Raw genomic sequence first — 26,874 nt, forward strand, 5'->3', positions numbered from 1 at the left:
GGTGAACGCCGCTCCGACAGCCAATCAGACCCGTGGTGGCCTGCTCTGTGTCCGCCGTCACCCCGGACCGCCGGGTGGCTCCGTGACGAGGGTCAGCGGCTGGGGACGTCGGCGGCGGGAACGGTGAGGGTCGGGTCGTCGATGTCGAAGTAGCGCGGCCAGGTGTGCCGGCGTCCCATCCGCAACAGCCGCACCAGTGGTCGGCTGCGCGCGGACCGGGCGTCGCGGACCAGGTCGGTGTGCACCTGGCGGGCCAGGGCGAGCCGTCGACTGGCGGCGATGACCGCCTCGCAGTCGGCGTCGGTGGGATCGAGCTGAACCGACCGTAGCTGCCGGGTCAGGTCGTTCTCGGCCGCCTCCCGCTCCTCCGGCTCGGCGTCGAGGGCGATGCGCGCCGCCGCGTACAGCTCGACGCCGAAGCGGCGCTCGGCGAGCACCGCCGCGGCGGCGGCCCGGCGCAGCAGGTGGGCGTCCAGGGCGCGGGCGGCGAGCTGGGCGCGGTCCTGGAGCCGCTCGACCCGGCCGGCGGTCCAGGTCAGGTACACCGCCACCAGGGCGACGACCACCGTCGCGCCCACCACCCACCACATGCCCGGCATCGTAGTGCTGCTCCCGTCCCTGCCGATCAGGTCAACTCCACCCACTCCTGGTCGATCACCCGACCGTCGGTCGCCTCGATCGCCGCTGCGTATACCTCCAGTACCCGACGGGCAACCACGGGCCAGTCGAAATTCGCCACCACCTGATCACCGCAGGCGGTCAGCTCCGCCCGCTGAGCCGGGTCGTCCAGCAACCCCGACAGTGTGGCGCGCAACGTCACCGCGTCGCCGGTCGGGAACAGCCGGCCGGCCCGGCCGCCGTCGAGGACCCGGCGGAAGGCGTCCAGGTCACTGGCCACGACCGCGGTGCTGGCGGCGAGCGCCTCGGTGAGGATCATGCCGAAGGACTCGCCGCCGGTGTTCGGCGCGACGTACAGGTGCACGCTGCGCAGCATCCGCGCCTTCTCCTCCTCGGAGACCAGGCCGAGGAAGGTGACCCGGTCCCGCAGGTCGGGCGGGAACCTGTTGAACAGGTCGTCCGGGTCGCCGGGGCCGGCGACCAGCATCCGCAGGCCGGGACGTTGCCGGGCCAGCTCGACGAAGGCGTCGCGCAGGATCGGGAACCCCTTGCGGGGCTCGGTGAAGCGGCCCAGGAAGCCGAGGGTGCCGCCGGTGCCCGGCCCACACTCCCCCGGCCAGCCGGGCAGCGGATCGACCCCGGCGAACTTGGCCACCGCCACCCCGTTGGGGATCTCCACCGCCCCGCCGTCCAGGTGCTCGACCTGCACCTTGCGGGCCAGGGCGCTCACCGCGATCCGCGCGGTGATCCGCTCCAGGACGATCTGGAGCACCCCCTGGGCGGCGGCGAGCATCCGGGACCGGGTCATCGCGGTGTGGAAGGTGGCCACCACCGGCCCCCGGGCGGAGAGCACGGCGACCATGGACAGGCTCAGCGCGAGCGGTTCGTGCACGTGCAGCACGTCGAAGTCGCCCCGGGTGATCCAGCGGCGTACCCGGGCGGTGGAGACCGGCCCGAACGCGATCCTGGCCACCGAGCCGTTGTACGGCAGCGGCACCGACCGGCCGGCCGACACCACGTACGGCGGCAGCGGCGAGTCCTCGTCCGCCGGGGCGAGGACGCTCACCTCGTGCCCGAGCCCGATCAGCGCCTCGGCCAGGTCCATGACATGGTTCTGCACTCCGCCGGGTACGTCGAAGGAGTACGGGCAGACGATGCCGATCCGCATTGCGCCCGTCCCCTCAGTCCAGCCACATCCGTTGCAGCATGTGCCAGTCTTCCGGATGCCGGGCGATGCCCGCCGCGAGACCGTCGGCGATCAGCTGGGTCAGCGATCGGACCCGCACGTCGAGGGTGCCCGCCTCGGGCCCCGGCACCGGCAGCGGGCCCACCAGCGAGGCGCACGCCGCATCCGGTTCGTACCACATCGACGCCACATACAGCGGCGCGCCGGTACGCAGCGCCAGCAGCGCCGGGCCGGCCGGCATCCGGGTCCGGCCGCCGAAGAAGTCCACCTCCACGCCCCGGGCGGAGAGATCCCGGTCGGCCAGCAGCGGTACCACCGCCCCGGCGGCCAGCCGGTCGGTCAGCACGTCGATCGCCGGGCGGGCACCACCGTTCGTGGGCAGGATCTCCATGCCGAGGCCCTGCCGGAAGGCGACGAAGCGCTCGAAGACGCCCTCCGGCTTGAGCCGCTCGGCGACGGTGGACAGCGGCCAACCGTTGGCGGCGACCCAGGCCCCGGCCGCGTCCCAGTTACCGGCGTGCGGCAGCGCCACCACCGCACCGCGCCCGGCGGCGACGTCCGCGGCGAGCACCTCGGCGCGGTCCAGCCGGAACCCGGCGAGCAGCTGCTCGCGGCTCAACGCGGGCAGCCGGAACGCCTCCATCCAGTAGCGGGCGTACGAGCGCAGGCCCCGCCGGACCAGGTCGTCGAGTTCGGCCTCGGGCAGCTCGGGCCCGACCACCCGGCGGAGGTTGGCGCGTAGCCGGGTGGCACCCGCGCCACGGCGGCGGTGGGCCCGGTCAGCCCCGGCGGTGAACGCGGCGGCGGCGACCGGCCGGGGCAGCACACGGACCAGCCGCCAGCCGGCGACGAATCCGAACTCGGTGAGGTTCACCGGGTGCACCGCCCGGCTGTGCCGCTCACCCGTGGCCGCCCGGCACGTCGACCTGCTGGGCCTGCCGGTACACGTGCCGCATCCGCTGGCCGACGGTGAACAGGGAGACCGCCGCGAGCAGCCAGAGCGCGATCGGCAGCGCCACCGGGTGGACCAGTTCGGCGAGCAGGCCGCCGACACCGACGATCAGCAGTCGCTCCGTACGCTCGGCGATGCCCACGTTGCAGGTCATCCCGAGCCCTTCGGCGCGGGCCTTGACGTACGACACCAGCCCGCCCGCGGCCAGGCAGATCAGCGCGGCGGCCAGCCCCGCGCGGTCACCCTCGGTGGCCAGGTAGAAGGCGACCGCGCCGAAGACCGCGCTGTCGGCCACCCGGTCCATGCTGGAGTCGAGGAAGGCACCGAACCGGGTCGAGCCGCCGCTCATCCTGGCCATCGTCCCGTCGAGCAGGTCGGTGAGCGCGAAGACCGTCACGATCAGCGCACCGGCGACCAGATGGCCACGGGCGCCGAAGCCGAGCGCACCGACGAGCACCCCGAGGGTGCCCGCGACGGTGACCGAGTTGGGGGACACGCCCGCGCGCAGCAGGCTACGGGCGATCGGCTCGACGACGCGGGTCATCCCCGCGCGGGCCGACACTTGGAAGATCTTCGCCATGGCGGTCCCACGATAACGGTCGGCGCTCGACCAGCGACACCGCCCGTCTGACCAGCCACGCTCAGCCGGCGCGGCGCGCACTGCCGACCGGCGCGGCGCGCCCTGTCGGCCGGGCCCGGAGCCACGTCCCCGTCGACCTGGCGCGCCCGCCCAGCGGGTCGGCCGGCCCGCCGTCGCCCGACTCGGCGGGCTCAGCCGGCGGCCCGCCCGGAGAGGGTTGTGCCGGCCCGCCATCGGGTGTGAGATCGGACCAGGAGGGTGACCCGGCTCACCCCACCGGCTGTTGACTGCCCGGTTCCCAGCGAACCACCGGAGGATATCGCCGCAGCACCCCGCCCGGGCCGCATCCCCGTCGCGTGCGGCGGTCGCCACCACACCACCGGCTGAGGGAGGTGCGCCCGATGGCGCAGAGGAGTCAGGACAAGGGAGCCACCGGCGGCGTACCGGTGGTGACCGATCCCGCCAGGATCCGCAACGTGGTGCTCGTCGGGCATTCCGGGGCGGGCAAGACGACACTTGTCGAGGCGTTGCTCGCCGCGTCCGGCACGATCGCCCGGGCCGGCTCGGTGACCGACGGCACCACCGTCTGCGATCACGATCCGGCCGCCGTACGCCAGCAACGGTCGGTCGCCCTGGCCTGCGCGCCGCTGGTGCACGACGGGGTCAAGGTGAACCTGCTCGACACGCCCGGCTACGCCGACTTCGTCGGCGAGCTGCGCGCCGGGTTGCGGGCCGCCGACGCCGCCCTCTTCGTGGTCTCCGCCGTCGACGGGATGGACGCGGCCACCGCGGCGCTGTGGGAGGAGTGCGCGGCCGTCGACATGCCCCGGGCGGTGGCGGTGGCCCGACTGGACCATCCCCGCGCCGACTTCGACGAGGCGGTTGCGCTGTGCCAGCGGGTCTTCGGCGACAACGTGCTTCCGCTCTACCTGCCGATGCTCGGTGACGACGGCGAATCGACAGTCGGTCTGCTCGGGTTGATCACGCGGCGGGTCTTCGACTACACGGGTGGGCTGCCGGCGCAGGTACGTGAGCCGGACCCGGAGCACCTGCCGGCCATCGTCGAGTCCCGCAACGAGTTGATCGAGGGGATCATCGCGGAGAGCGAGGACGAGACCCTGATGGACCGGTACCTCGAAGGCGAGGAGATCGACGCCGGCATCCTGGTGGAGGACCTGGAGAAGGCGGTCGCCCGGGGTCACTTCTACCCGGTGGTACCGGTCTGCGCGGCGACCGGCGTCGGCATGGACGCGCTGCTGGAGGTGCTCACCGCCGGCTTCCCCGCCCCGCCGGAGCACGCGCTGCCCGCGGTGACCGGGGTGGACGGCTCGCCCCGGCCGCCGCTGACCTGCGACCCGGATGGTCCGCTGGTGGCCGAGGTGGTGCGGACCACGATCGACAGGCATGTCGGGCGGGTCTGCGTGGTCCGGGTCTTCTCCGGCACGCTGCGCCCCGAGCAGACGGTGCACGTCTCCGGGCACGGTCTGGCCGAGCGTGGCCACCCCGACCACGACGCCGACGAGCGGATCGCCCACCTCTACAGCCCGCTCGGTGCCACTCTGCGGGAGGTGGGCGTGGCGGTGGCCGGTGACATCTGCGCGATCACCAAGTCCGGCAGCGCGGAGACCGGCGACACCATCTCCGCCAAGGAGAACCCGCTGCTGATCGCCCCGTGGGAGATGCCGGAGCCGCTGCTGCCGGTGGCGATCGTGGCGAAGTCCCGTTCCGACGAGGACGCCCTGGCCCGCAACCTCGGCCGGCTGGTGGCCGGCGACCCGACGATGCGGCTGGAGCGCAACCCGGAGACCCACCAACTGGTGCTGTGGTGCATGGGCGAGGCGCACGCCGACGTGGTCCTCGACCGGCTGCGTTCGGGCGGGGTGGAGCTGGACACCGAGCCGGTGCGGGTGGCGCTGCGGGAGACGTTGACCGCGCCGGCCCGGGGGCACGGCCGGCATGTCAAGCAGTCCGGCGGGCACGGACAGTACGCCGTCTGCGACATCGAGGTGGAGCCGCTGCCGCGCGGCGGCGGCTTCGAGTTCGTCGACCGGGTGGTCGGCGGCGCGGTGCCGCACAACTACATCCCGTCGGTGGAGAAGGGCGTCCGCGCCCAGATGGAGCGCGGCCTGGTCGCCGGCCATCAGGTGGTGGACCTGCGGGTGACCCTCGTCGACGGCAAGGCACACAGCGTCGACTCCTCCGACGCGGCGTTCCAGACCGCCGGGGCGCTGGCCCTGCGCGACGCCGCCGAACGGGGGCAGCCCGCGCTGCTGGAGCCGATCGACGAGGTGACGGTGCGGGTACCCGACGGCAGTGTGGGCACCGTGATGGGCGACCTGTCCGGGCGGCGTGGCCGGGTGCTCGGCACCGAACCGGATCCGGATTCCGACGGACGCACCCTGGTACGCGCCGAGGTACCCGCCACGGAGTTGCTGCGCTACGCGGTGGAGCTGCGGGCGATGACCTCGGGCGCCGGCACCTTCCGCCGCCACTTCGTCCGCTACGACCCGATGCCCGCCCACCTGGCCGACCAGATCCGCAAGGAGCACGGCTGACCGGTCAGGGGCGGGCGGTGGGGAGCATCGGGCTGGGCCAGTAGGGGCGGTCGGCCTCGCGCAGCGCCGCGGTACGCAGGGCGGCGAGCGTGCGCTCTACCTCGGCGAAGTGGTCGGGGGCGAGCGGGCCGAGAGCGAGCGCGGCGGCGTTCTCCTCGACCTGGGCGACGGTGCGGCAGCCCGGAATCGGGATCGCCCGGTCGCTGCGCGCCCAGATCCAACCCAGTGCCCCCTGGGCCAGGGTGCGCCCGTCGGCGGTCAACGTGGCCCGGACCGCCTGCACCCGGCGCAGCCACTCCGGTGCCGGCCGACCGCCCCGGAACCACTCCAACCAGCCCGAGGTCACCCCCCGCACGTCGTCGCGCGGCAGGACCGACTCCGGGCGGTACTTGCCGGTGAGCAGCCCCATACCGAGCGGACCCCGGTTGACGCTGGCCAGGTCGTACTTCTCGCAGACGGTGAGCAGTTCGGGCGCGTCACGCAGCACCGACAGACTGTGCTGCACGGCGGCGGCGTGCGGGGCGTCGTGCCCGAAGGCCGCCGCCCGGTCGGCCCGGTCGGTGCTCCAGCCGTACGCCCGGATCACGCCGTCCGCGACCAGGTCCTCCAACGCGCCGATCAGCTCCTGCGCCCGGGGCACCGGCAGGTCGGCGAGGTGCAGCTGGTAGAGGTCGATCCGGTCGGTGCCGAGCCGCCGCAGCGAGTCCCACACCGCCCGGCGCAGGTAGGCCGGAGAGGCGTCCGGCCCGATGGCCTGCCGGGTCCGCTCGTCGAACGTGTAACCCCACTTGGTGGCGATGACCGCCTCGTCGCGGCGGCCGGCCAGGGCCCGACCGAGGACTCGTTCACCGTGTCCCGCGCCGTGGCTGTCGGCGGTGTCGAAGAACGTCACCCCGAGGTCGAGTGCCCGGCGGACGGTCCGCACCGATTCCTCGTCGTCGACAGCCCCCCAACCCAGCGGGATGCGCCCCTCGGCCCACGGGCCGGCGATCGCCCAGCAGCCCATGCCAAGGGCGCTGACCTTGATGCCGCTGCGGCCCAGTGTCCGCGTCGACTCCACCACCGGCGCATCGTGCCATCTTTCGGACAGACGTTGACGGAGATCCAGCACGATCATCCGTACGGGCACCGGGTGTCGCGCGGATCACCCGGCCGGCGGCGGATCCGGCGGGCTTTCGCCAGCTGCCGCGCCGCGTCCGGGACGACCTGCGGTGGGGCCGGAAAATCACATGCCCACCGCGCGCCTGTTGGTCTGCTCACCGACACGCGTCGACTTCACTGCGTGACCGCCGCGTGGGTCGTCAGGCGGGCCAGGCGCGGGCGAGCAGGTCGCGGGTGTCGCCAAGCAACTGCGGCAGGACCTTGGTGCGCCCGATCACCGGCATGAAGTTGGCGTCACCACCCCAGCGGGGCACCACGTGCTGGTGCAGGTGGGCGGCGATGCCGGCGCCGGCCACCCCGCCCTGGTTCATCCCCAGGTTGAACCCGTGGGCGCTGCTGACCTCGCGGACCACCCGCATGGCGGTCTGGGTGAACGAGGCCAGCTCGGCGGTCTCCGGCCCGTCCAGGTCGGTGTAGTCGGCCACGTGCCGGTACGGACAGACGAGCAGGTGCCCCGGGTTGTACGGGTACAGGTTGAGCACCACGAACACGTGCCCACCGCGGGCCACCACCAGGCTCTCCCCCGGCGGACGGGCCGGGGCCAGGCAGAACGGGCAGCCCGAGGGGCGCTCGTAACCGCCCTCGGGTCGGTCCTCGCCGGATATGTACGTCATCCGGTGGGGTGTCCAGAGCCGGTCCAGCCCGTCAGCCATGCTCCCGTCGTCGGTGTGCTCCTCCGCCCCAGTCACACCGGCGATCCTACGGCCCCGCCCGGCCGTCACATCGTGGCGGAGGGACCGGTGTTGGTCCGGGAGGTGACCACGTCGAGGACGTGGGTGACCGCCTCGGCCAGTGGTACGCCGTTGCGCTGGGAGCCGTCCCGGTAGCGGAACGAGACGGTGCCGGCGGCCACGTCGTCGTCGCCGGCGATCACCATGAACGGGATCTTCTGCTGCTGGGCGGTGCGGATCTTCTTCTGCATCCGCTCGTCACCGGCGTCGACCTGGGCGCGGACGCCCTCGGCGCGCAGCGCGGCGACGAAGCCGTGCAGATAGTCGGCGTGGTCGTCGCGGATCGGGATGCCGACCACCTGCACCGGGGCCAGCCAGGCCGGGAACGCCCCCGCGTAGTGCTCGGTGAGCACCCCGAAGAACCGTTCGATCGAACCGAAGAGCGCTCGGTGGATCATGACCGGCCGTTGCCGGGTGCCGTCCGCGGCCTGGTACTCCAGGCCGAACCGCTCCGGCTGGTTGAAGTCGACCTGGATGGTGGACATCTGCCAGGTCCGGCCGATGGCGTCCTTGGCCTGTACCGAGACCTTGGGGCCGTAGAAGGCCGCGCCGCCCGGGTCGGGTACCAGTTCCAGGCCGGAGGTCTCGGCGGCGGTACGCAGCGCCTCGGTGGCCTCCGCCCAGTCGGCGTCCGAGCCGATGAACTTCGGGGAGTCGTCGCGGGTGGACAGCTCCAGGTAGAAGTCGTCGAGGCCGTAGTCGCGCAGCAGGTCCAGCACGAACGACAGCAGGGTGGTCAGCTCGCCGGGCATCTGCTCCCGGGTGCAGTAGATGTGCGAGTCGTCCTGGGTCAGCCCGCGTACCCGGGTCAGACCGTGCACCACACCCGACTTCTCGTACCGGTAGACGGTGCCGAACTCGAACAGCCGCAGCGGCAGTTCGCGGTAGGACCGTCCGCGCGACCGGAAGATCAGGTTGTGCATCGGGCAGTTCATCGCCTTGAGGTAGTACTCCGCCCCCTCCAACTGCATGGGCGGGAACATCGTGTCGGCGTAGTACGGCAGGTGGCCCGAGGTCTGGAAGAGCTGCGCCTTGGTGATGTGCGGGCTGTTGACGAACTCGTACCCCGCCTCCTCGTGCCGGCGACGCGAGTAGTCCTCCAGTTCCCGGCGGATGATGCCGCCCTTGGGGTGGAAGACCGCGAGGCCCGAGCCGATCTCGTCGGGGAAGCTGAACAGGTCGAGGTCCGCGCCGAGCTTGCGGTGGTCGCGGCGGGCGGCCTCCTCCAGCAGCTTCAGGTACGCCTTCAACCCGTCCCGGGTCGGCCAGGCGGTGCCGTACACCCGCTGCAACTGCGGGTTCTTCTCCGACCCCCGCCAGTACGCGGCGGCCGAGCGCATCAGCTTGAACGCGCCGATCAGCCGGGTGTTCGGCAGGTGCGGCCCCCGGCAAAGGTCCGACCAGCAGACCTTGTCCTCGTCGGCGGTGAGGTTGTCGTAGATGGTCAGCTCACCGCCGCCGACCTCCATCACCTCGGAGGAGTCCAGCCCCTCGCCCTTGACGTCGATCAGCTCCAGCTTGAACGGCTCGGCCGCCAGCTCGGTCTTCGCCTCGTCCAGGCTGTCGAAGCGGCGACGTCGGAACCGCTGCCCCGACTTGATGATCTCCTGCATCCGCTTCTCGAGCTTGGCCAGGTCGTCGGGCTGGAACGGCTTGTCCACCGCGAAGTCGTAGTAGAAGCCGTTGTCGATCGGCGGACCGATGCCGAGCTTCGCCTCGGGGAAGATGTCCTGCACCGCCTGGGCCAGCACGTGGGCGGTGGAGTGGCGCAGCACGTTCAGCCCGTCCGGGGAGTCCAGCGGGACCGGCTCGACCGCCGTCTCCTCGGCCGGCCGCCAGTCCAGGTCGCGCAGCACGCCGTGCGGGTCGCGGACCACCACTATCGCCCGGGGGCCGTTGGTGGGCAGCCCGGCCGCGGCCACCGCGTCGGCCGCCGTCGTCCCGGCGGCGACGACGACGGGGTCGGCCACGGCAGGGGTACGGGGTGCGGACACGGATGACTCCTCGCAGCAGATGTGACGGATGGTGCCGATACCGGCTCACTGATGCTATCGGGCTCCCGGTGGCCACCGTCGTCGACACCGACGGCAGCCGATTTGCCGCCGGACGTTGAACCTTTTCGGCCCGGGATCCGAACTACCAGGTGTGGCCGGAGCCGGTTCCGGCCGCGTGGACACGGATGGGAACCCAGATGGCGATGACGCACGGCGGCAGCCGTCGACGCCGGGGCGCGCTGGTGGCCGCCCTGGCCACGGCCGTGGTGCTGCTCTGGCCCGCCACGGCGTGGGCGGCGGACGGGGTGACCTTCACCCCGACCGAGGCCCAGCAGGGCAACGCGGTGAAGCTCGAATTCGTGGTGCCCGACGAGCGGCCCGGGGTGCGTACCGAGAAGGTCGAGATCAGAATCCCCGAGGACCCGCCGATCGCCGAGGTGTACCCGCTGTCGGTGCCGGGCTGGGCACCGACGATCACCACCCGGAAGTTGGACCGGCCGGTGGCGGGCATGCACGGCCCGGCCACCGACGTGGTGACCGCCTCGCTGATCTGGTCGCGGGCGAAGGGCGAGGCCGGTGCGGGCCCGGCTCGGCTGGTGTTCTCGATGGCACCGTTGCCGCAGGTCGATCGGCTGACCTTCGAGCTGGTGCAGACGTACGCCGACGGTCTCCAGGTGCGCTGGGGCAGCGGCCCCGGCCAGCGGCAGTTGCCGACGCTGACGTTGCTGCCGGGCGACCCCGCGTACCCGGGTGCCCACGGTGGGCACGGTGCCGCTCCCGGCGGCGCAGCCCCCGCCGAGGCCCCGCCGACCACCGCCACCTCGGACGGCGGCCCGAACGCCAACAGCCTGCTCGCCGCCGGGCTGGTCGCCGGCCTCGGCGGCGGCGCGGTGGTGGGTTGGCTGATCAGCCGCCGACGCCGCACCCCCACCGAGGAGATCGACAGGTCGGTGCTCGACGAGGAGCCGGATCCGGCGACGGCAAGCTCCGACGCGGGCGAGCCCGCCGCCGGGGCGGCGCAGGATGCCAGCTCCGACGCGGTCGAGGCGGGCGCCCGGCGCTAGGCCCGGTGTCGGCCTAAGCCCAGTCGGGTAGCGGCTCCCGGGCGGCCAGCCAGGCGGCGGGCACTCCACCGTCGGTGGCGACCCCGGTGTACGCCGCGACGATCCCACCGACGATGGCGGCTGTGGTGTCCACGTCGCCGCCCGCCTCGACGCAGGCCCGGATGGCGGCCGGGTAGTCGTCCAGGTGGGTGGCGGCCACCCAGCAGGTGAAGGCGACGGTGTCCTGCGCGGTGACCCGGGAGCCGTTGCCGAGCGCGTCGACCACCTCCGGCAGCGGACGGCCGAGCAGTCCGGCCGCCCGGCGTACGCCCCGGTGCACCTCGGTCGCCGGGTCCACGGCGGCGGCGACGCTGGCGAGCAGGCGCGCCGGGTCCGGCCGGTCGCCGTCCAGCCGGGCCCGCACGGCTCGGGCGGCGGCCACCGCCACCGCCACCGCACCGGCGATCCCCTCCGGGTGGGCGTGGGTCACCTCGGCCGATGCCTGGGCCTGGGCGACCACCCGGCTTGTCGAGTCGGCGAAGTACGCGCCCAGCGGGGCGACCCGCATCGCCGCCCCGTTCCCGCAGGAGCCCTGCCCGTCGAACGCGGACGCGGCGACCACGGGCCAGGGCGTGCCGGCGCGGATCAGTTCGAGCATCCCCACCGCGCCGGCTCCGTAGCGGCGGACCGGGTCGTAGTGGGTGGCGAAGGAGAGGGCCAGGCCGTCCTGGTCGATCTCGCCGTGCTCGGCGAGCGTGGTGACCACCGAGCAGGCCATCTCGGTGTCGTCGCTCCACACCCAGGGGCCGGCGGGCAGCTCCGCCTGCCAGGACCTGGTTGGGCGCCCCGGTACGAAGAACTGGGAGCCGAGGGCGTCGCCAACCGACAGGCCGGCGAGGCTGTCCCGGGCCAGTGCCAGGCGGGTGTCCGGATAGATGGTGAACGTCATGGTCGCACCAGCTTGGCTGGTGCCCGGGGTGGGCGCAATGACGCCGTGCTTGCCGCCCCGAGTACCGTGCTTGGGTGGCCACCGTCCTCCTGGTCGAAGACGATCACGTCGTACGCGGCGCGATGCTTCGTTCCCTCACCGACCGGGGTCACGCCGTCCACGCGGTGGGCACCGCCCTGGACGCGCTGCGTCGGGTGGCCGCGGAGACACCGGACCTGGTCGTGCTCGATCTCGGGCTGCCGGATCTGGACGGCTCGGACGCGTTGCGGATGCTCCGGGGCATCACCGACGTGCCGATCATCATCGCCACCGCCCGCGACGACGAGCAGTCGGTGGTCAAGCTGCTGCGGGCCGGTGCCGACGACTACATGATCAAGCCGTTCACCGGCGCACACCTGGACGCCCGGATCACCACCGTGCTGCGCCGCGCGGGCCGGGCCAGCCGCTCCGCCCAGCCGGCCGTGCACACCGTGGGCGGGCTGAAGGTTGACGTCGGCGAGCGCAGCGCCCACCTCGACGGCGCGGCGCTGGCGCTGACCCGCAAGGAATTCGACCTGCTGGCGTATCTCGCCGCCCGTCCGGGCCGGGTAGTGTCCCGGCGGGAGCTCTTGGAGGAGGTATGGCGGCAGCCATCGGTCGGCGAGGATCAGACAATCGACGTTCACCTGTACTGGCTACGCCGCAAAATGGGCGAGTCCGCGGCGAAGCCACGCTACCTGCGCACCGTGCGGGGGGTGGGCTTCCGGCTGGTGGCGCCGGACTGAGAAGGACGCTGGCCCTGTTGACGGCCGGCGTGGGCACCCTGCTGGCGTTGGCCTTCCTGGTGCCGCTCGGGTTGACGCTCGGCGGGCAGGCCCGGGAGGAGGCGATCGCCGACGCGGCCCGCCGCAGCGCGCTGGTGACAGGTGCTCTCGCGATCAGCACCGACGCCGAGGTGGTGACCCGGGCGATCGAGGCCAGTGGTGGCGACCCGGTCACCCGGCCGGTCGTGCACGGGCTCGACGTGGACTCCTCCGCCGGACGGGCCGACGCGGCGCAGCTGGACCAGGCCCGGGAGCAGGGCCGCTCCCTTGTCGTCGACGTCGACGGCGGGGTGCTGCGGCTGGACCCGGTGGTGCTCGGCGAGCAGACCGCCGTGGTGGAGATCTTCGTCCCGGACGCGGTGCTCGACGCGGGTGGCGGCAGCCGGTGGCTGCTGCTGGCCGGGGTGGCGGTCGCGCTCGTCGGCGCGGCGATGCTCGTGGTGGACCGGTTCGCCGCCCGAGCGGCCGACGCGAGCCGGGGTCTGGTCAAGGCGGCGCTCGCGATCGGCGACGGCGACCTGGGCGTACGCGTCGAGCCGCACGGCCCACGCGAGCTGGTCGAGGCCGGCCACGCGTTCAACCGGATGGCGGAGCGGTTGGTGGCGGCGCGCACCGAGGAGCGGGAACTGGTGGCGGACCTGTCCCACCGGCTGCGTACCCCGCTGACCGTGCTGCGGCTGGACGCCGAGGCGCTGGAGTCCGACGACACGAGCGTGGGCTCGTTCAGCCAGGCCGAGCTGGACTACCGGCGCGGCATCCGGCGGATCCGGCAGGCGATCGTCACCCTGGAAGGTGAGATCGACGTGCTGATCAAGACCACCCGCAAGGCCGTGGCGACCGAGGCCGCGCCCCCGGCGACGTGCGACGTGAGCGAGGTGGTCCGGGACCGGATGGTGTTCTGGGCCGCCCTCGCCGGTGACCAGAACCGCCCGCACCGGGTCTCCGGCGCCCAGCTGCGGATTCCCGCGCCGGTGCCCCGGGCCGAGTTGGCCGCCGCCCTGGACGCCGTGATCGGCAACGTCTTCCGCTACACCCCGCAGGGCACCGCGTTCGAGGTGGCGGTGTCGCGCCGCGACGGGTACGTGGCCATCCGGATCGACGACGCCGGTCCCGGCATCGCCAACCCGGACCGGGCCCTACGCCGCGGCACCAGCGACCAGGGTTCCACCGGGCTGGGGTTGGACATCGCCAAACGGGTGGCGTTGCAGGCCAACGGCTCGGTCAGCATCGACCGGGCCCAGCTGGGCGGGGCGAGCGTGGTGATGCTGCTGGCCGACCCGGAGGCGACGCCGCGCCAGGTCAGCCGGTTCGGTCTGGTGGGCCGGATGGCCCGGGAGGGCCGGGAGCAGAAGGCGAGTGGACGCCGCTGGCCCCGGCAGCGTCCGACGGACGGCTGAGGGCGCCCGAAGGGCCGGGTCGCGGGCGGCGGCTCGGGGCTGTGCGACGCCACAAGTCTTTCTTAGATCCGAATTAACCCCGTTCCACCCGACCGGTCCGACTGACAGGATCGCTGCGAACCCAGCAGTTCCACCGGCCTATCGCTCCCAGCGCACTCGGTCGGTGGGGCAGTGCGCGCGGCGGGAGACACGGTCCCCCCACACCTCCTCCCGCCGCGCGCCACCTGGCCGGCCCGCCCGGCGCTGCGGGCGTCAGCCGCGCCGGGCGGCGAGATAGCCGTCGATCTCCGCGATGATTCGCCGCTTGCCGGTCTCGTCGAGGAACGACGCGGACACCGCGTTGCGGGCCAGCTCGGCAGCCCCGTCCGGACCGACGTCGAGCAGCCGGGCGGCCACCGCGTACTCGTCGTCCAGGGTGGTGCCGAACATCGGCGGGTCGTCGGAGTTGATGGTCACCAGCACCCCGGCGTCGACAAGCCGGCGCAGCGGGTGCTCGTCGATGTCGGCGACCGCCCGGGTGCGCACGTTCGACGTGGGGCAGACCTCCAACGCGATCCGCCGCTCGGCCAGGTAGCTGAGCAGGCGCGGGTCCTGCGCGGCGGAGATGCCGTGGCCGATGCGTTCGGCACCCAGCTCGTGCAGCGCGTCCCAGATGGTCTGCGGGCCGGTGGTCTCCCCGGCGTGCGGCACCGACCGCAGACCGGCCGCGCGCGCCTCGTCGAAGTAGGGCTTGAACTGCGGCCTCGGTACGCCGATCTCCGGACCGCCGAGGCCGAAGCTGATCAGCCCGTCGGGGCGTTCGTCGAGCGCGATCCGCAGTGTCTCCTCGGCCGCCGGCAGCCCCGCCTCGCCCGGAATGTCGAAACACCAGCGCAGCTCGATGCCGAAGTCGGCGGCGGCCCGCTTGCGGGCGTCCTCGATCGCCTCGCAGAACGCCGGTGCCGGGATGCCGCGCCGCACGTGGGAGTAGGGCGTCACGGTCAGCTCGGCGTAGCGGACCTGCTGGCGGGCCAGTTCCCGGGCCACCTCGTGGGTGAGGATCCAGACGTCGTCGGGATCCCTGATCAGGTCCACCACGCTGAGGTACAGCTCGATGAAGTGGGCGAAGTCGCGGAAGACGAAGTAGTCGGCCAGCAGTTGCGGGTCCGCCGGGACGGGGCTGCGTCCCTCGTGCCGGGCGGCCAGCTCGGCCACGATGCGGGGCGAGGCGGAGCCGACGTGGTGCACGTGCAGCTCCACCTTGGGCAGTCCGGCGATGAAGGTACGCAGGTCGGTCACGAGTTCTCCTGGGCGAAACCGGTACGGGCGACGAGGAAGATCCGTCGGAACGGGAAGTACACCTGGCCGTGGCGCACCGGGTACGCCTCGGTGAGGCGTACCGCCAGCGCGGAGCGGAAGGCGGACCAGCCGGCCGGGTCCAGCGCGGCCCGGACCGGGCGCAGCGCGGTGCCCTCCAGCCAGGTCAGCACGGGATGGTCCGCGTCGGGACCGGCCGCCAGCAGGTGCACGTAGGTAGTCTCCCAGGCGTCGACGGCGCAACCGGCGGCGACCAGCGACACGGTGTAGTCGATCGGGTCGGCGACCGGCGTCTCCCGCAGCAGCGGCGTCAGCACCTCCCGCCACGGCGGGCGACCGGCGACCTCCCGCAGCGCCCGGTGGGAGGGCGCGTCGAAGTTTCCCGGCACCTGCACCGCCAGCCAGGCGCCGGCCGGCAGCTCGGCGGCCCAACGGACGAGTAGTTCCCGGTGGCCGGGCACCCACTGGAGCACCGCGTTGCTGATCACCACGTCGGTGTCCCGGTCGGGACGCCAGTCACGGACGTCAGCTTCGCCGAAGCTGACCGGGACGCCGAGCCGGCTGGCCCGCGCGATCATCTCAGCCGAGGAGTCCAGACCGACGACCCGACTGTCCGGCCAGCGGGCGGCGAGGACGGCGGTCAGCGTGCCGGGGCCGCAGCCGAGGTCGACCACCTGCCGGGGGTGGTCGGCGCCCACCCGGGCCAGCAGGTCGTGGAAGGGTCGGGACCGTTCGTCGCCGTAGCGCAGGTACGCCGCCGGATCCCACATGATCGCCCCCCTGGCTGAAAACCGTACGTCCGTCTTGTTGAGCGTACGGCCCGGCCATCGCCGCGACAAGCAGGGGTCACTAGGCTCTCCGTATGGAGCAACGCACCTTCCCCCGGATGGATCGCCAGGTCGGCGTGGTCGGGCTCGGCGCCTGGCAACTCGGCGCCGACTGGGGCACGGTGACCGAGGACGACGCGATGGCGGTGCTCAGCGCCGCGGTCGACGCCGGGGTCACCTTCCTGGACACCGCCGACGTGTACGGCGACGGGCGCAGCGAACAGCTGATCGGGCGTTTCCTGGCGGCGCACCCCGACGCCGGGCTGACCGTGGCGACCAAGATGGGCCGGCGGGTCGCGCAGACGCCCCAGGCGTACACCCTGGACAACTTCCGACAGTGGACCGACCGGTCCCGGACGAACCTCGGCGTGGACACGCTGGACCTGGTGCAGCTGCACTGCCCGCCGACGGCCGTCTTCGGCACCGACGAGGTCTTCGACGCCCTCGACACGCTTGTCGCCGAGAAGCGGATCGCGGCGTACGGCGTCAGCGTGGAGACCTGCGACGAGGCGCTCACCGCGATCGCCCGGCCCGGCGTGGCCAGCGTGCAGATCATCCTCAACGCGCTGCGGCACAAGCCGCTGGAACGCGTCCTGCCGGCCGCCTCGGCCGCCGGGGTCGGCATCATCGCCCGCGTCCCGCTGGCCAGCGGCCTGCTCTCCGGCCGGTACGACGAGCACACCACGTTCGCCGCCGACGATCACCGCACCTACAACCGGCACGGCGAGGCGTTCGACGTCGGCGAGACCTTCTCCGGGGTGGACTTCACCACCGGCCTGGCCGCCGTGCGCAGGATCGCCCCGCTTGTCGGTGAGGACCGCACGATGGCCCAGTTCGCGCTGCGCTGGGTGCTCGACCAGCCAGGGGTCACGGTCGTCATCCCCGGTGCCCGCGACGCCGCCCAGGCCCTCGGCAACGCCGCCGTGGCCGGCCAGCCACAGCTGTCCACCCAGGAACTGGCCGAGGTGGCAGCGATCTACGACGACCTGATCCGGCCCCAGGTGCACCACCGATGGTGAGCGGCGGGCCGCCCGGAGGCGGACCGTTTCCCGGCGGGCCGGCCGGAGACGGACCACAAGAGAGGGAGACGGCGATGAGCGGTTGGCTCCGGCTCACGCTCGGCCTGCTGGCCGTGGTGGTGGGTGTGGTGTGGACGGTGCAGGGCCTGGGTTACGTCGAGGGCAGTGTGATGACCGGCCAACGGATCTGGGCGGTGCTCGGCCCGGTGCTGGTGCTTGTCGGGTTGGCGCTGCTCTGGCTCGGCGTACGCGCCCGCAGCCGCCGCTGACGTCACCGCGCCAACGATGCGGAAAGCCCCGCGTCCGTCGGGACGCGGGGCTTCGCACTGATTCGGGGACTGCCTCGCCACTGGCCGGCGGTCGCCGACCGGTGCCTCAGAGGGGGCGGACCTGCTCGGCCTGCGGACCCTTCTGGCCCTGGGCGATCTCGAACTCCACCCGCTGGTTCTCCTCCAGCGTGCGGTAGCCGCTGGTCTGGATTGCCGAGAAGTGGACGAACACGTCAGCACCCCCGCCATCGACGGTGATGAAGCCGAAGCCCTTGTCAGCGTTGAACCACTTCACGGTTCCCTGCGCCATGTGTATCTCCTTCTAAAACTGGCGGCCGAGCACACCGTGCGGCCGGTTGGCCGTTTCGAGCAGCGGTGCCTGAGGCGGCCCCCGTGAAGGAGACTTCTCTCAACCCACGCGATCTCTCAACAACGTGGGACAGCTTAACCACGTACGCAAAAACTCTGCACCGCCTAACCGACGAAATTTCTCCGACATGTGACCTGACGGATGCGTGAGATCCGTCAGGTGTGGCTGTCGATAAGGCGAAAGGCCCCCGCACCGGCAGATGGTGAGAGGGCCTTGACACAGACCTTCAGTCCGGCCAACGGCCGGTGATCCGGCGAACACCCACCGCACCGCCCCGGTCCACGGCGGCGCGGACGACCGAGAAGATGGCGCCCTGCAAGGCGGCCGCCGCGAGAACCTCGCCCCAGCGGCGGTCCTCGTCGGTCGGGTTGGGCGCCTCGCCGTCGCCTGCGGTCATCTTCCACACCTGGCGGAAGACCGCGCCCGCGATCGCACCTGCGGCGAAGCCCATCAGCACGCCGACCGGCTTGTAGGCGGCCCTGCCGATTCCCTTGCTCACCCACGCCTCCCTCTAATGATCATCAACACCACGGCGGCGGCGACCGCACCGGCCGCGAGCGCGATGAACGGAGCCGGCCCCTGTCGGGTCTGTCCCTGTTGATGGGTGAGACCGGACTGGGCGCGGACCCGCGCGACGGTGAGCGCGGCCTGTTCGCGTACCCGTTCCCGGGCCTGGTCCGCCGAGGACCTGAGCCGCTTCTTCACGTCGGCCTTGGCGGCGAGCGCCTCCATCGTCTCGCCCAGTTCGACGCGGGTGCGCCGGATGTCCTCGCGCAGCGCCTCCGTGTCACCCGTACCGTTGCCTGTCATGCCCGTCCCCTGTCCTTCACCGCAGCGCTGACCACGTCGACGTCGGCCCGCAGACTGCGCACGGTCGCCTCGGGCACCGGTGGCACCGCACGGCTGACCCGGCGCTTACCGACAAGTGCGAGCACTCCGGCGACCAGGAACAGGGCCACCGCCACGATCAGGGCGGCCGCCCACGCCGGCAGCACCAGGGCCAGCAGGAGGATCGCGACGGTCACCAGTGCGCCCAGGCCGAAGAAGGCAAGGGCGCCGGCACCGGCGAACAGGCCGACGCCGATGCCGGCCTGCTTGCCCTTCTCGGTCAACTCGGCACGGGCCAGCGCGAGTTCGTCCCGAACCAGGCGCGAAACCTGTTCCGTCGCCCGCTGGACCAGTTCGGCGGTGGACGGCTCGGTCCCGTTGTGGGACGTACGCCCGTTGTGGGACGTACGGGCGTTCGCCACGTCAGCCATGCTGTCCCCCTCTCGTCATCACCGCGCTGTATGCCCGGAGTCGCCGCTCGTCAATCCTGTTCCCGGAAAAGGGGGCAGAAGCGTCGGGCAGCACGTCCCCGCCAAACGCCGCGCCAAACCTCGACATCCGATTGGATAACGAGGTGGACCGGCAGTTGGCTCCCCACCGGGCCGGCCAGTCGCGGGCGACGTCGGATATCCGGCGGGAACGGCGGTCGGCGCGGGACGCCGGTCAGCGGCGAGGTTCGGCGGGCTCCCGGATCTCGACGGTCTCGTCGGGGCCGACGAAGGCTTCGTTGCGGGCCTGGCCGTCGTCGCTGCCGCCGAAGAGCCGGGCATCGTCGGGGACCTCGGCCTCAGCCCGACGGCGCGTCGAGTGCCGCGGCTGGACCCACTGCCACGCCAGGTCGCTCGCACCGTCGCCGACCTCGGTACGCAGTCGGGGCATCGCGGTGGGCTGGTTATCGCGTACCCACGCGACCAGATGTTCGCGCACCCGGCAGCGCAGGTCCCACAGCGCGCCCGCGTTGCCGGCGCTCACCAGCGCGCGAACCTTGATCATGCCGCCGGTCGCGTCGGTGACCTGGAGGACACAGACCCGGCCGTCCCACAGTTCGGTGCTCTCCACCAGCCGACGCAGTTCCTCCCGCATGGCCTGCACCGGGATCGACCAGTCGACCTCGAACTCGGCAGTGCCGAGGACCGCCGCCTCGGTGCGGGTCCAGTTCTGGAACGGAGTGCTGGTGAAGTAGGAGGTGGGCAGGATCAGCCGCCGGTCGTCCCAGATCTGGACCACCACGTAGCTGAGCGTCAGCTCCTCGATCCGGCCCCACTCCCCCTCGACCACCACCACGTCGTCCAGGCGTACCGCGTCGCTGAAGGCGAGTTGCAGGCCGGCGAAGAGATTGCCCAGCAGGCTCTGCGCGGCCAGGGCGGCGACGACACCGACCAGACCGGCGCTTGTCAGCACGCCGGCACCGATGCCCCGCACGGCGGGGAAGGTCATCAGCATCACGCCGACGGTGAGTACGACGATCACCACGATCGTCAACCGGCGCAGCATCACCACCTGGGTCCGCACCCGCCGCGCGTGCCGGTTGTCCGGCACGTCCACCCGGAAGCGGGCGAGCGCGGTGTCCTCCACCACCACCAGCAGCGAGGCGACCAGCCAGGCGCCGGCGGCGATGACGGCGAGCACCAGCAGGTGCAGCAGTGCCTGACGCCAGCCGGTGCCGACCGCGTACCCGGTGGTGAACCGGACGGCGAACTGCACGGCGAGCACTGTGGCGGCGACCTGGAACGAGCGGTGCGCGTGCTCGGTCAACTCGGTCAACAGCAGTGATCGGCGACCCCACCGGCGGGTGAGGCGATGCACCACCTCGACCACGGCGAGAGCGATCGCCGCCGCGGCGAGCGCGGCGACGACCGTCACGAGGTAGCTGTGCACGTGTTGCTTCTCCTTCCGACCCGACGGCCGCCCCGATGGCGGCATCCGGCGAACGGGCGATCAAGATCCGGCAAAGGGGCAATGGTGCCTTGGATCGCCGTCACCGGCCACCGTCGGGGCGGCCACGGAGGAGAAGGTCATACCTTGCGGTAGCGGGACTGGAGGAAGCAGTAGACGCCGAAGGCGGCGATGCCCAGCGCGATGAGGGCGAGCAGGATCGGGCCGAACGACTGGTCGCGCAGGGTCCGCAGCGCGGCGTCCAGGCCCCGGGCCTTCTCCGGGTCGTAGTTCACCGCGGCCAGCACCACGAGCAGGCCGGTCACCGCGAAGGCGGCGCCCCGGGAGGCGTAACCGGCCATGCCGAGCCGGCGGGCGAGCTGGGTGGTCTTGGCGTTCATCTCGCCGGTCTTCAGCCGCTTCATGAACTTCTTCTTGATGCCGTAGATCGCCATGCCGACGCCGATGCCCATGAGCACCAGGCCGGCGAGACCGACAAGCCAGCGGCCCCCGCTGGACTCCATCATCCGGGCGGTCAGGTCCTCCTGCTGGGAGGCGCTGTCGGAGTTGGCGTTGGAGAAGACCTTCCAGGCGGTCCAGGCCAACCAGAGGTAGATGACGGTACGGGCGGCGGAGATGACCCGCTCCTTGAGCCGGTCGTTGCCCCGCTCGGTGCGGTGCCCGACCGCCGCCTCGAGAGCCTGCCAGATCGCCATGGCGAGCATGCCCACGGCGATGGCGATGACCAGGAACTTGCCCATGGGTTGCGCGGCGAGAGTACGCAGCGCGCCGGACTGGTCGCCGTCGTCGGACGAGTTGCCGAACGCGATCTGCAGCGCCAGCCAGCCGAACAGCAGGTGCACGATCCCGTAGCCGATGAAACCGGCCCGGGCGAGGAGTTCCAGCCACCGGCTGTCGGCCGTACGGGCGGCGGTGGCTTCGGCGTTCCGGGTAAGAGACATGGCGCCTCAATCTCCGAACGCGAAGATTTCCAAACGTGCTGGCCGCCGCCCGGTTGCCGTCAGCCGCCGTTACGCGCGATGCGGACCTTCACCTCGGTGTCGGTGACGCTGTCCAGGGTGACCGCCAGGCCGCCGACGTCGGCGGCCTGCTGACCGACGGTGAGCGACAGTTGCTCGCCGCCGACCTCGATGGTGACCACGTCGTCCTGCGCCTCGACCAACCGGGCCTCGACACCGAGGATGTTGGCCCGGGCGTCCACGCCCCGGTCGAAGGTGACAGTGCAGGCGTCCAGCCCACAGTTGGTGCTGGCCCCTTCCGAGCTGCAACCGGCCAGCAGGGCCACGCCGAGCGCGAGGCCGGCCAGCAGTCCGGCCAGCCGGGTGGGGGTGCTACGGGCGGAGGTGAGCGGGGTCATGCGGGCGGGGGATCGGTTCGTCACGCGGTCAAGCGTACGAGACGTCGGCGAACGGACCGGCTCGGTCGCCGGCCGATGGACAATGCAGGGGTGAGCATGCTTGTCGAGGACAACCCCGCCAAACACCGCTACGAGATCCTGGTCGACGACGCGCTCGCCGGCTTCACCGCGTACCTGCCCCGGGATGCGGTGCTGATCTTCACGCACACCGAGGTGGACCCGGGCTTCCAGAACATGGGCGTCGGTGCGGCGCTGATGCGCGGCACCCTGGACCAGGTCCGCGCGCAGGGTCAGCGGGTGGTGCCCCGCTGCCCGTTCATGGCCGCCTTCATCGAACGCCACCCGGAGTACGCCGACCTGGTCACCAGCCAGGGCTGACCGCCCCGCCACCGAGCAGCTCGGCCGCGGCCCGCCCGGCGGCCCGGGTGGCGCCATGGGTGGCGATGTGAACCGCGCCGGTGACCAGGGCGGGTACCCCGAGTTCGACGACCACCGCGTCGGGGCGGGCGGTCAGCGCCCGGTCCACCGCGTCCCGCATCCAGGCGTGCCGGTGCAGGTCGCGTACCACGAGCACCAGCGGCCGGCCGGTCGCGTCGGCGGCCGGGTCGGGCGGCACCGCGTTCTCGACGTACCGGACGCTCGTGGTGCCCGGCACCAGGGCGGTGAGGGGTGCCGCCACCCCCCAGGGGGTCTCCGACCCGATCGCGATGTTGTGCGGCGGCTGAAACTCCACCACGTGCGCCGGACCGGCCAGTGGCAGCGTGGTGGCCGAGTCGCCGCGTGGTGTGATCCGGACGGCACGTCGCGCCGCGACCAGCCCGACGGCCGAGCCGCCGGCCGGGCCTGCGGCGCGGGCGGTCCGTGCCGCCACCGTCCAGGCGGCGAGTTGGCCGACCCGCTTGGCCGCCTCGGCCAGCCGCTCCTCGGGCAGTTCACCGGCGACGACCGCGTCCACGATGGCGTCGCGCAGGTGGCGGGCGGTCTCCTCGTCGGCGTGCTCGCCGCCCACGCAGATCGCGTCCGCCCCCGCCGCCAGGGCACGCACCGCCGCACCGGCGAACCCGTAGCGGTCGGCCACCGCGCCCATCTCCACCGCGTCGGTCACCACCACGCCGTCGAAGCCCATCTCCTCGCGCAGCAGGCCGCCCAGGATTCGGCCGCTCAGGGTGGCGGGCAGGTCGGGATCCAGGGCCGGCACCAGCAGGTGCCCGGTCATCACCGCCTGGACGCCCGCCGCCACCGCGGCCCGGAACGGGGCCAGCTCGACGGTGTGCAGCCGGGCCCGGTCGGCGTCGATCCGGGGCAGATCGTGATGGGAGTCGACGCGGGTGTCGCCGTGCCCCGGGAAGTGCTTCGCGCAGGCGGCGACGCCACCGGCCTGCAAACCGCGTACCCAGGCGGTGGTGTGCCGGGCGACAAGCGACGGCTCCGCGCCGAACGAACGGACCCCGATCACCGGGTTGTCCGGGTTGGAGTTGACGTCGACGTCCGGCGCGTAGTTCAGGGTGACCCCGGCGGCGGCGAGTTCCTCGCCCAGGTCGCGGGCCACCTCCTCGGTGAGGGCCGGGTCGTCGACCGCGCCGAGTGCCAGGTTGCCCGGGCGGGAACTGCCCCGGCCGGACTCGATGCGGGTGACGTCACCCGCCTCCTCGTCGATGGCGACGATCACGTCCGGGCGCTCCGCGCGCAGCGCGGCGGTCAGCGCGGCGACCTGCCCGGGGTCGACGACGTTACGACTGAACAGCACCACCGAGCCGAGCCCGTCGCCGAGCCAGCGGCAGACCCAGGCGGGCGGGGTGGTACCGACGAAACCGGGCTGCAGGACCGCGGCTGCCAGGGCTGCCAGGTTTCCGTTGCGCTCGACTCGCTCACTCATGCCGGCACTCCGCTTCGCTGCGTGCCGCCATGAGGCACCGCCGCGCTGAGTTGATGATTCGCTCGCTGCCGCTCACTCATTCGGCGCTGTACCCCCGCGTGTTCCGCCGTGGACTCCCCCGCCAGCCGGCGGTGCAGACATGGTCACACCGCGCCACGCAATAGTCAATAAACCTTACAGTTGCCTTGGGAGCGCTACGCCGCGACAGTGCGGGTATGGACCCCGTGCTGCTGGCCGACGCGACGAGCCCGGCCGACATCCCCGGCGTACGCCTGCTCGGCCTGGTGGTCGGCGGACTGCTGCTGCTCATCGCCATCCGCGCGATGTTCCGTCGCTGAGCCCCGCCGGGGTGTGGCAGGCGCCCGCCGGGGTACCGCCTGCCCCATACGCACCAGCGGGCCGAGGGGGAAAAATGAAGATCGGATACTTCCTGTCCACCGAGGAGTACGCGCCTGCCGAACTGCTCGACCAGGCACGGGCCGCCGAGCGGGCCGGTTTCGAGGCGCTGTGGATCTCCGATCACTACCACCCGTGGACCGACGCCCAGGGGCAGAGCCCGTTCGTCTGGTCGATGATCGGTGCGCTGAGCCAGGTCTGCCGGCTACCGGTCACCACCGCCGTCACCTGCCCGACCGTCCGCATCCACCCGGCGGTGCTCGCCCAGGCGGCGGCGACAAGCGCGGTGCTGCACTCCGGCCGGTTCGTCCTCGGGGTGGGCTCCGGCGAGGCGCTCAACGAGCACATCCTCGGCGACCACTGGCCGCAGGCCGGCGTCCGGCTGGAGATGCTGGAGGAGGCGGTCGAGGTGATGCGCGAGCTGTGGCGCGGCGGCTTCGTCAACCACCACGGCCGGCACTACCGGGTGGAGCACGCCCGGATCTACACGCTGCCCGAGACGCCCCCGCCGATCTACGTCTCCGCGTTCGGGCCGAAGGCGGTGGACCTGGCCGCTCGGATCGGCGACGGGTTCGTCAACACCATGCCCGATGGCGAGTTGGTGCGCCGGTTCCGGGACAACGGTGGCGGCGACAAGCCCTGCCAGGCCGGTTTCAAGGCCGCGTACGCGCCGACGGTGGAGGAGGGCATGCGGCTGGCGTACGAGCGCTGGCCGACCGAGGCGATCCCTGGCGAGCTGCTCCAGGTCCTGCCTTCGCCCCGCCACTTCGAGCAGGCCGCCACCCTTGTCGATCCGGAGGCGATGCGCGAGGCGTTCGTCTGCGGCAACGACGCCGACGCCCACCTGGCGAAGATCGACGCGTATGCCACTGCCGGTTTCGACGAGGTGTACGTCGCCAACACCGGGCCGAACTGGGCGGGACTGCTCGACCTGTACCAGCGCGAGGTGCTGCCCCGGGTGCGTTGATCAACGCGGGTTTCGGCGCGGAGCCGGCCGGGTACCTGCGGCCTTCGATGAAGCTGACCACGCACTCGATGTCGTTGCGCCGAGCCGCGCGCAGCCTGTTCGGTTGGACCGCCCTGCGGCCCAACCAGTTGGCCGCGATGCGGGCCGTGATGCGCCGCCGCGACGCCCTGGTGGTGCTGCCCACCGGCGCCGGCAAGTCGGCGATCTACCAGATCCCGGCCAGCCTGATCCCCGGCCCGACCGTGGTGATCTCCCCGCTCCTGGCGCTCCAGCAGGACCAGATCGCCGCGCTCAACGAGCGACAGCGATCGGAACTGCGCGCGGTCCGGATCAGCTCGGACGAGACGGCGGCCCAGCAGGCCGAGGCGATCGCGGAGATCCGCGACGGACGGGCCGAGTTCCTTTTCATCACCCCGGAGCAACTGGCCAACCCGGAGCGGCTGGCCGAGGTGCGCGCGTTGAAACCGGCGCTCGTCGCGATCGACGAGGCGCACTGCATCTCCGCCTGGGGCCACGACTTCCGCCCGGACTACCTGGCCCTCGGGCAGCTCATCGAGGGCATCGGCCGACCGCCGGTGGTGGCGTTGACCGCCACCGCCTCCCCGCCGGTACGCGACGACATCGTCGACCGGCTGCGGCTGCGTAAGCCCGAGATCGTGGTCTCCGGCCTGGACCGGCCCAACCTCTTCCTGGAGGTGGCGCACTGCCCCACCGAGGACTACCGGTGGCGGCGGCTGATCGCCCTGCTGCGCGACGACAAGCGGCCCGGCATCATCTACGTGCCCACCCGTCGCGCCGCCGAGGAACTGTCCGCCCGGCTGACCGACGCTGGCTATCCCGCGCAGTACTACCACGGCGGGATGGCGGCCAACGCCCGTGTCCGGCTGCACGAGGCGTTCCTCGCCGACCAGGTGCCGATCATGGTGGCGACCTCGGCCTTCGGCATGGGCATCGACAAGCCCAACATCGCCTGGGTGGTGCACATGGCACTGCCCGACTCGCCGGACAGCTACTTCCAGGAGATCGGCCGTGCCGGGCGCGACGGCGAGGCGGCCCGGGTCCTGCTGCTGTGGCAGGCCGAGGACGTCGGGCTGCAACGCTACTTCAGCGGTGGCCTGCCCGACGCCACCGAGCTGCGCGATCTGGCCGCGTTGCTGCGCAAGGAACCGACCACCCGGAAGAAACTACGCGAGGTGACCGGGCTCGGCCCCCGCAAGCTCGGGCAGTACCTCGCCCTGCTGGAGCAGGTGGGCGCGGCTCAGCAGACGGCGGGGCAACGGGTCAGCGCCCCCCGTTACGCCCCCACTCCGGTCGACGCCGCGGCGGCTGCGGTGGCCGAGGCGGAACGGCAGCAGAGCCTGACCCGGTCGCGTACCGACATGATGCGCGCCTTCGCCGAGACCAGCGCCTGCCGGGGTCAGACGTTGCTCGCCTACTTCGGCGAGCAGATGACCGAGATCTGCGGGCACTGCGACAACTGCCACGCCGGCACCAGCGTGCCCGACGACGGCTCGGTCGGCCCGTTCCCCGTACACAGCCAGGTGCGGCACGCCGAGTGGGGTTCCGGCCTGGTGCTCAGCTACGAGGAGGGCCGGATGACGGTCCTGTTCGACGAGGTCGGGTACAAGACGCTGTCGGTGAGCGTGGTGTCCGAACAGGGTCTGCTGACCCTGGATTAACCTGAGCCGGCCGCCGGCGACTGGACCAGACCGGGCCGTCGGTGACTGGACCGGCCCGGCGCCGACGGCTGCTGGACCAGACCGACCGGTCGCCGCTGGCGGCGCGGTTGACGAGGACGTGAACG

28 protein-coding genes are annotated in these 26,874 nt (G+C 72.4%); 10 read left to right on the forward strand and 18 right to left on the reverse strand.

Annotated features, from left to right (window positions below; translation table 11 throughout):
• Nucleotides 1-92: 92 nt before the first annotated feature.
• The 4 genes from CLT74_RS11765 to pgsA are packed head-to-tail and all read right to left on the reverse strand — an operon-like array spanning nt 93 to nt 3,336.
• The gene (locus CLT74_RS11765) at nt 93-599 is read right to left on the reverse strand and encodes a hypothetical protein (RefSeq protein WP_099846562.1); all 507 of its coding nucleotides are present in this window, start codon (nt 597-599) and stop codon (nt 93-95) included.
• 26 nt (nt 600-625) lie between these two features.
• Nucleotides 626-1,786 (reverse strand): glycosyltransferase family 4 protein, encoded by a 1,161-nt coding sequence (locus CLT74_RS11770; protein WP_099846563.1) that lies wholly within the window; start codon nt 1,784-1,786, stop codon nt 626-628.
• 13 nt (nt 1,787-1,799) lie between these two features.
• A complete protein-coding gene (locus CLT74_RS11775; RefSeq protein ID WP_099851812.1) occupies nt 1,800-2,678 on the reverse strand; it encodes a phosphatidylinositol mannoside acyltransferase in 879 nt (292 codons plus the stop codon).
• A gap of 25 nt (nt 2,679-2,703) precedes the next feature.
• The gene (pgsA, locus tag CLT74_RS11780) at nt 2,704-3,336 is read right to left on the reverse strand and encodes a phosphatidylinositol phosphate synthase (RefSeq protein WP_099846564.1); all 633 of its coding nucleotides are present in this window, start codon (nt 3,334-3,336) and stop codon (nt 2,704-2,706) included.
• A 401-nt stretch (nt 3,337-3,737) separates the two neighbouring features.
• Here pgsA and CLT74_RS11785 point away from each other — a divergent pair, with 401 nt between their 5' ends.
• Nucleotides 3,738-5,891 carry an elongation factor G-like protein EF-G2 gene (locus tag CLT74_RS11785; RefSeq protein WP_099846565.1) on the forward strand — a complete coding sequence of 718 codons (2,154 nt, stop codon included), beginning with the start codon at nt 3,738-3,740 and terminating at the stop codon, nt 5,889-5,891.
• A gap of 4 nt (nt 5,892-5,895) precedes the next feature.
• Here CLT74_RS11785 and CLT74_RS11790 read toward each other — a convergent pair whose 3' ends face one another.
• The 3 genes from CLT74_RS11790 to thrS form a co-directional block, all read right to left on the reverse strand.
• The gene (locus CLT74_RS11790; protein WP_199172364.1) at nt 5,896-6,951 is read right to left on the reverse strand and encodes an aldo/keto reductase; all 1,056 of its coding nucleotides are present in this window, start codon (nt 6,949-6,951) and stop codon (nt 5,896-5,898) included.
• A 241-nt stretch (nt 6,952-7,192) separates the two neighbouring features.
• Nucleotides 7,193-7,705 carry an HIT family protein gene (locus CLT74_RS11795; RefSeq protein WP_199172365.1) on the reverse strand — a complete coding sequence of 171 codons (513 nt, stop codon included), beginning with the start codon at nt 7,703-7,705 and terminating at the stop codon, nt 7,193-7,195.
• Between the two features lie 65 nt (nt 7,706-7,770).
• Nucleotides 7,771-9,777: a threonine--tRNA ligase gene (gene thrS / locus CLT74_RS11800; RefSeq protein ID WP_099846567.1), complete on the reverse strand. Its 2,007-nt coding sequence runs from the start codon at nt 9,775-9,777 to the stop codon at nt 7,771-7,773.
• Nucleotides 9,778-9,974: 197 nt separating this feature from the next.
• Between thrS and CLT74_RS11805 the strand changes: the two genes are divergently transcribed.
• Entirely contained in the window at nt 9,975-10,841 is an 867-nt protein-coding gene (locus CLT74_RS11805; RefSeq protein ID WP_486582261.1) for a DUF1775 domain-containing protein, read from the forward strand.
• Nucleotides 10,842-10,854: 13 nt separating this feature from the next.
• Here CLT74_RS11805 and CLT74_RS11810 read toward each other — a convergent pair whose 3' ends face one another.
• Nucleotides 10,855-11,769 (reverse strand): ADP-ribosylglycohydrolase family protein, encoded by a 915-nt coding sequence (locus CLT74_RS11810; protein ID WP_099846568.1) that lies wholly within the window; start codon nt 11,767-11,769, stop codon nt 10,855-10,857.
• A 74-nt stretch (nt 11,770-11,843) separates the two neighbouring features.
• On the opposite strand from CLT74_RS11810, the gene CLT74_RS11815 reads away from it, so the two are divergent.
• Together CLT74_RS11815 and CLT74_RS11820 are read left to right on the forward strand one after the other, a co-directional pair.
• Nucleotides 11,844-12,533, forward strand: coding sequence for a response regulator transcription factor (locus tag CLT74_RS11815; RefSeq protein WP_099846569.1), 690 nt, complete (start codon nt 11,844-11,846; stop codon nt 12,531-12,533).
• Nucleotides 12,534-12,550: 17 nt separating this feature from the next.
• Nucleotides 12,551-13,969 carry a HAMP domain-containing sensor histidine kinase gene (locus CLT74_RS11820; protein ID WP_486582262.1) on the forward strand — a complete coding sequence of 473 codons (1,419 nt, stop codon included), beginning with the start codon at nt 12,551-12,553 and terminating at the stop codon, nt 13,967-13,969.
• A gap of 252 nt (nt 13,970-14,221) precedes the next feature.
• Here the strand turns inward: CLT74_RS11820 and CLT74_RS11825 are convergent, their stop codons facing one another.
• Together CLT74_RS11825 and CLT74_RS11830 are read right to left on the reverse strand one after the other, a co-directional pair.
• On the reverse strand, nt 14,222-15,247 hold the full coding sequence (locus CLT74_RS11825; protein ID WP_099846570.1) for an adenosine deaminase: 1,026 nt from the start codon (nt 15,245-15,247) through the stop codon (nt 14,222-14,224).
• A complete protein-coding gene (locus CLT74_RS11830; RefSeq protein WP_099846571.1) occupies nt 15,244-16,035 on the reverse strand; it encodes a trans-aconitate 2-methyltransferase in 792 nt (263 codons plus the stop codon). The genes CLT74_RS11825 and CLT74_RS11830 overlap by 4 nt, the downstream gene beginning before the upstream one ends.
• Before the next feature lie 92 nt (nt 16,036-16,127).
• Between CLT74_RS11830 and CLT74_RS11835 the strand changes: the two genes are divergently transcribed.
• Nucleotides 16,128-17,111 (forward strand): aldo/keto reductase, encoded by a 984-nt coding sequence (locus CLT74_RS11835; protein WP_099846572.1) that lies wholly within the window; start codon nt 16,128-16,130, stop codon nt 17,109-17,111.
• Nucleotides 17,112-17,185: 74 nt separating this feature from the next.
• Nucleotides 17,186-17,380 (forward strand): hypothetical protein, encoded by a 195-nt coding sequence (locus CLT74_RS11840; protein ID WP_099846573.1) that lies wholly within the window; start codon nt 17,186-17,188, stop codon nt 17,378-17,380.
• Between the two features lie 106 nt (nt 17,381-17,486).
• Here CLT74_RS11840 and CLT74_RS11845 read toward each other — a convergent pair whose 3' ends face one another.
• The 7 genes from CLT74_RS11845 to CLT74_RS11875 form a co-directional block, all read right to left on the reverse strand.
• On the reverse strand, nt 17,487-17,690 hold the full coding sequence (locus tag CLT74_RS11845; RefSeq protein ID WP_011905669.1) for a cold-shock protein: 204 nt from the start codon (nt 17,688-17,690) through the stop codon (nt 17,487-17,489).
• Nucleotides 17,691-17,976: 286 nt separating this feature from the next.
• Nucleotides 17,977-18,249, reverse strand: coding sequence for a DUF4235 domain-containing protein (locus CLT74_RS11850; protein WP_099846574.1), 273 nt, complete (start codon nt 18,247-18,249; stop codon nt 17,977-17,979).
• Nucleotides 18,246-18,560 carry a DUF3618 domain-containing protein gene (locus tag CLT74_RS11855; RefSeq protein ID WP_099846575.1) on the reverse strand — a complete coding sequence of 105 codons (315 nt, stop codon included), beginning with the start codon at nt 18,558-18,560 and terminating at the stop codon, nt 18,246-18,248. Before CLT74_RS11855 ends, CLT74_RS11850 begins: the two co-directional genes overlap by 4 nt.
• Nucleotides 18,557-19,009, reverse strand: a complete 453-nt coding sequence (locus CLT74_RS11860; protein WP_099846576.1) for a phage holin family protein — start codon at nt 19,007-19,009, stop codon at nt 18,557-18,559. Before CLT74_RS11860 ends, CLT74_RS11855 begins: the two co-directional genes overlap by 4 nt.
• Before the next feature lie 232 nt (nt 19,010-19,241).
• The gene (locus tag CLT74_RS11865) at nt 19,242-20,456 is read right to left on the reverse strand and encodes a mechanosensitive ion channel domain-containing protein (RefSeq protein ID WP_099846577.1); all 1,215 of its coding nucleotides are present in this window, start codon (nt 20,454-20,456) and stop codon (nt 19,242-19,244) included.
• Nucleotides 20,457-20,593: 137 nt separating this feature from the next.
• Entirely contained in the window at nt 20,594-21,415 is an 822-nt protein-coding gene (locus CLT74_RS11870; protein WP_099846578.1) for a DUF1206 domain-containing protein, read from the reverse strand.
• A 59-nt stretch (nt 21,416-21,474) separates the two neighbouring features.
• A complete protein-coding gene (locus CLT74_RS11875) occupies nt 21,475-21,831 on the reverse strand; it encodes a hypothetical protein (protein ID WP_099846579.1) in 357 nt (118 codons plus the stop codon).
• 96 nt (nt 21,832-21,927) lie between these two features.
• Here CLT74_RS11875 and CLT74_RS11880 point away from each other — a divergent pair, with 96 nt between their 5' ends.
• On the forward strand, nt 21,928-22,209 hold the full coding sequence (locus tag CLT74_RS11880) for a GNAT family N-acetyltransferase (RefSeq protein WP_239093432.1): 282 nt from the start codon (nt 21,928-21,930) through the stop codon (nt 22,207-22,209).
• On the opposite strand, the gene CLT74_RS11885 is transcribed toward CLT74_RS11880, so the two are convergent.
• Nucleotides 22,193-23,707 (reverse strand): glycoside hydrolase family 3 N-terminal domain-containing protein, encoded by a 1,515-nt coding sequence (locus tag CLT74_RS11885; protein ID WP_099846581.1) that lies wholly within the window; start codon nt 23,705-23,707, stop codon nt 22,193-22,195. The genes CLT74_RS11880 and CLT74_RS11885 overlap by 17 nt on opposite strands.
• Before the next feature lie 215 nt (nt 23,708-23,922).
• Between CLT74_RS11885 and CLT74_RS31300 the strand changes: the two genes are divergently transcribed.
• The 3 genes from CLT74_RS31300 to CLT74_RS11895 all read left to right on the forward strand — a co-directional run bounded on the left by CLT74_RS31300 (nt 23,923) and on the right by CLT74_RS11895 (nt 26,749).
• Nucleotides 23,923-24,045, forward strand: a complete 123-nt coding sequence (locus CLT74_RS31300) for a hypothetical protein (protein ID WP_269738869.1) — start codon at nt 23,923-23,925, stop codon at nt 24,043-24,045.
• Between the two features lie 74 nt (nt 24,046-24,119).
• Nucleotides 24,120-25,070, forward strand: a complete 951-nt coding sequence (locus tag CLT74_RS11890; protein WP_099846582.1) for a TIGR03557 family F420-dependent LLM class oxidoreductase — start codon at nt 24,120-24,122, stop codon at nt 25,068-25,070.
• Between the two features lie 47 nt (nt 25,071-25,117).
• Nucleotides 25,118-26,749, forward strand: a complete 1,632-nt coding sequence (locus CLT74_RS11895) for a RecQ family ATP-dependent DNA helicase (protein ID WP_099851822.1) — start codon at nt 25,118-25,120, stop codon at nt 26,747-26,749.
• Nucleotides 26,750-26,874 lie beyond the last annotated feature (125 nt).

Source organism: Verrucosispora sp. CNZ293, assembly GCF_002754655.1.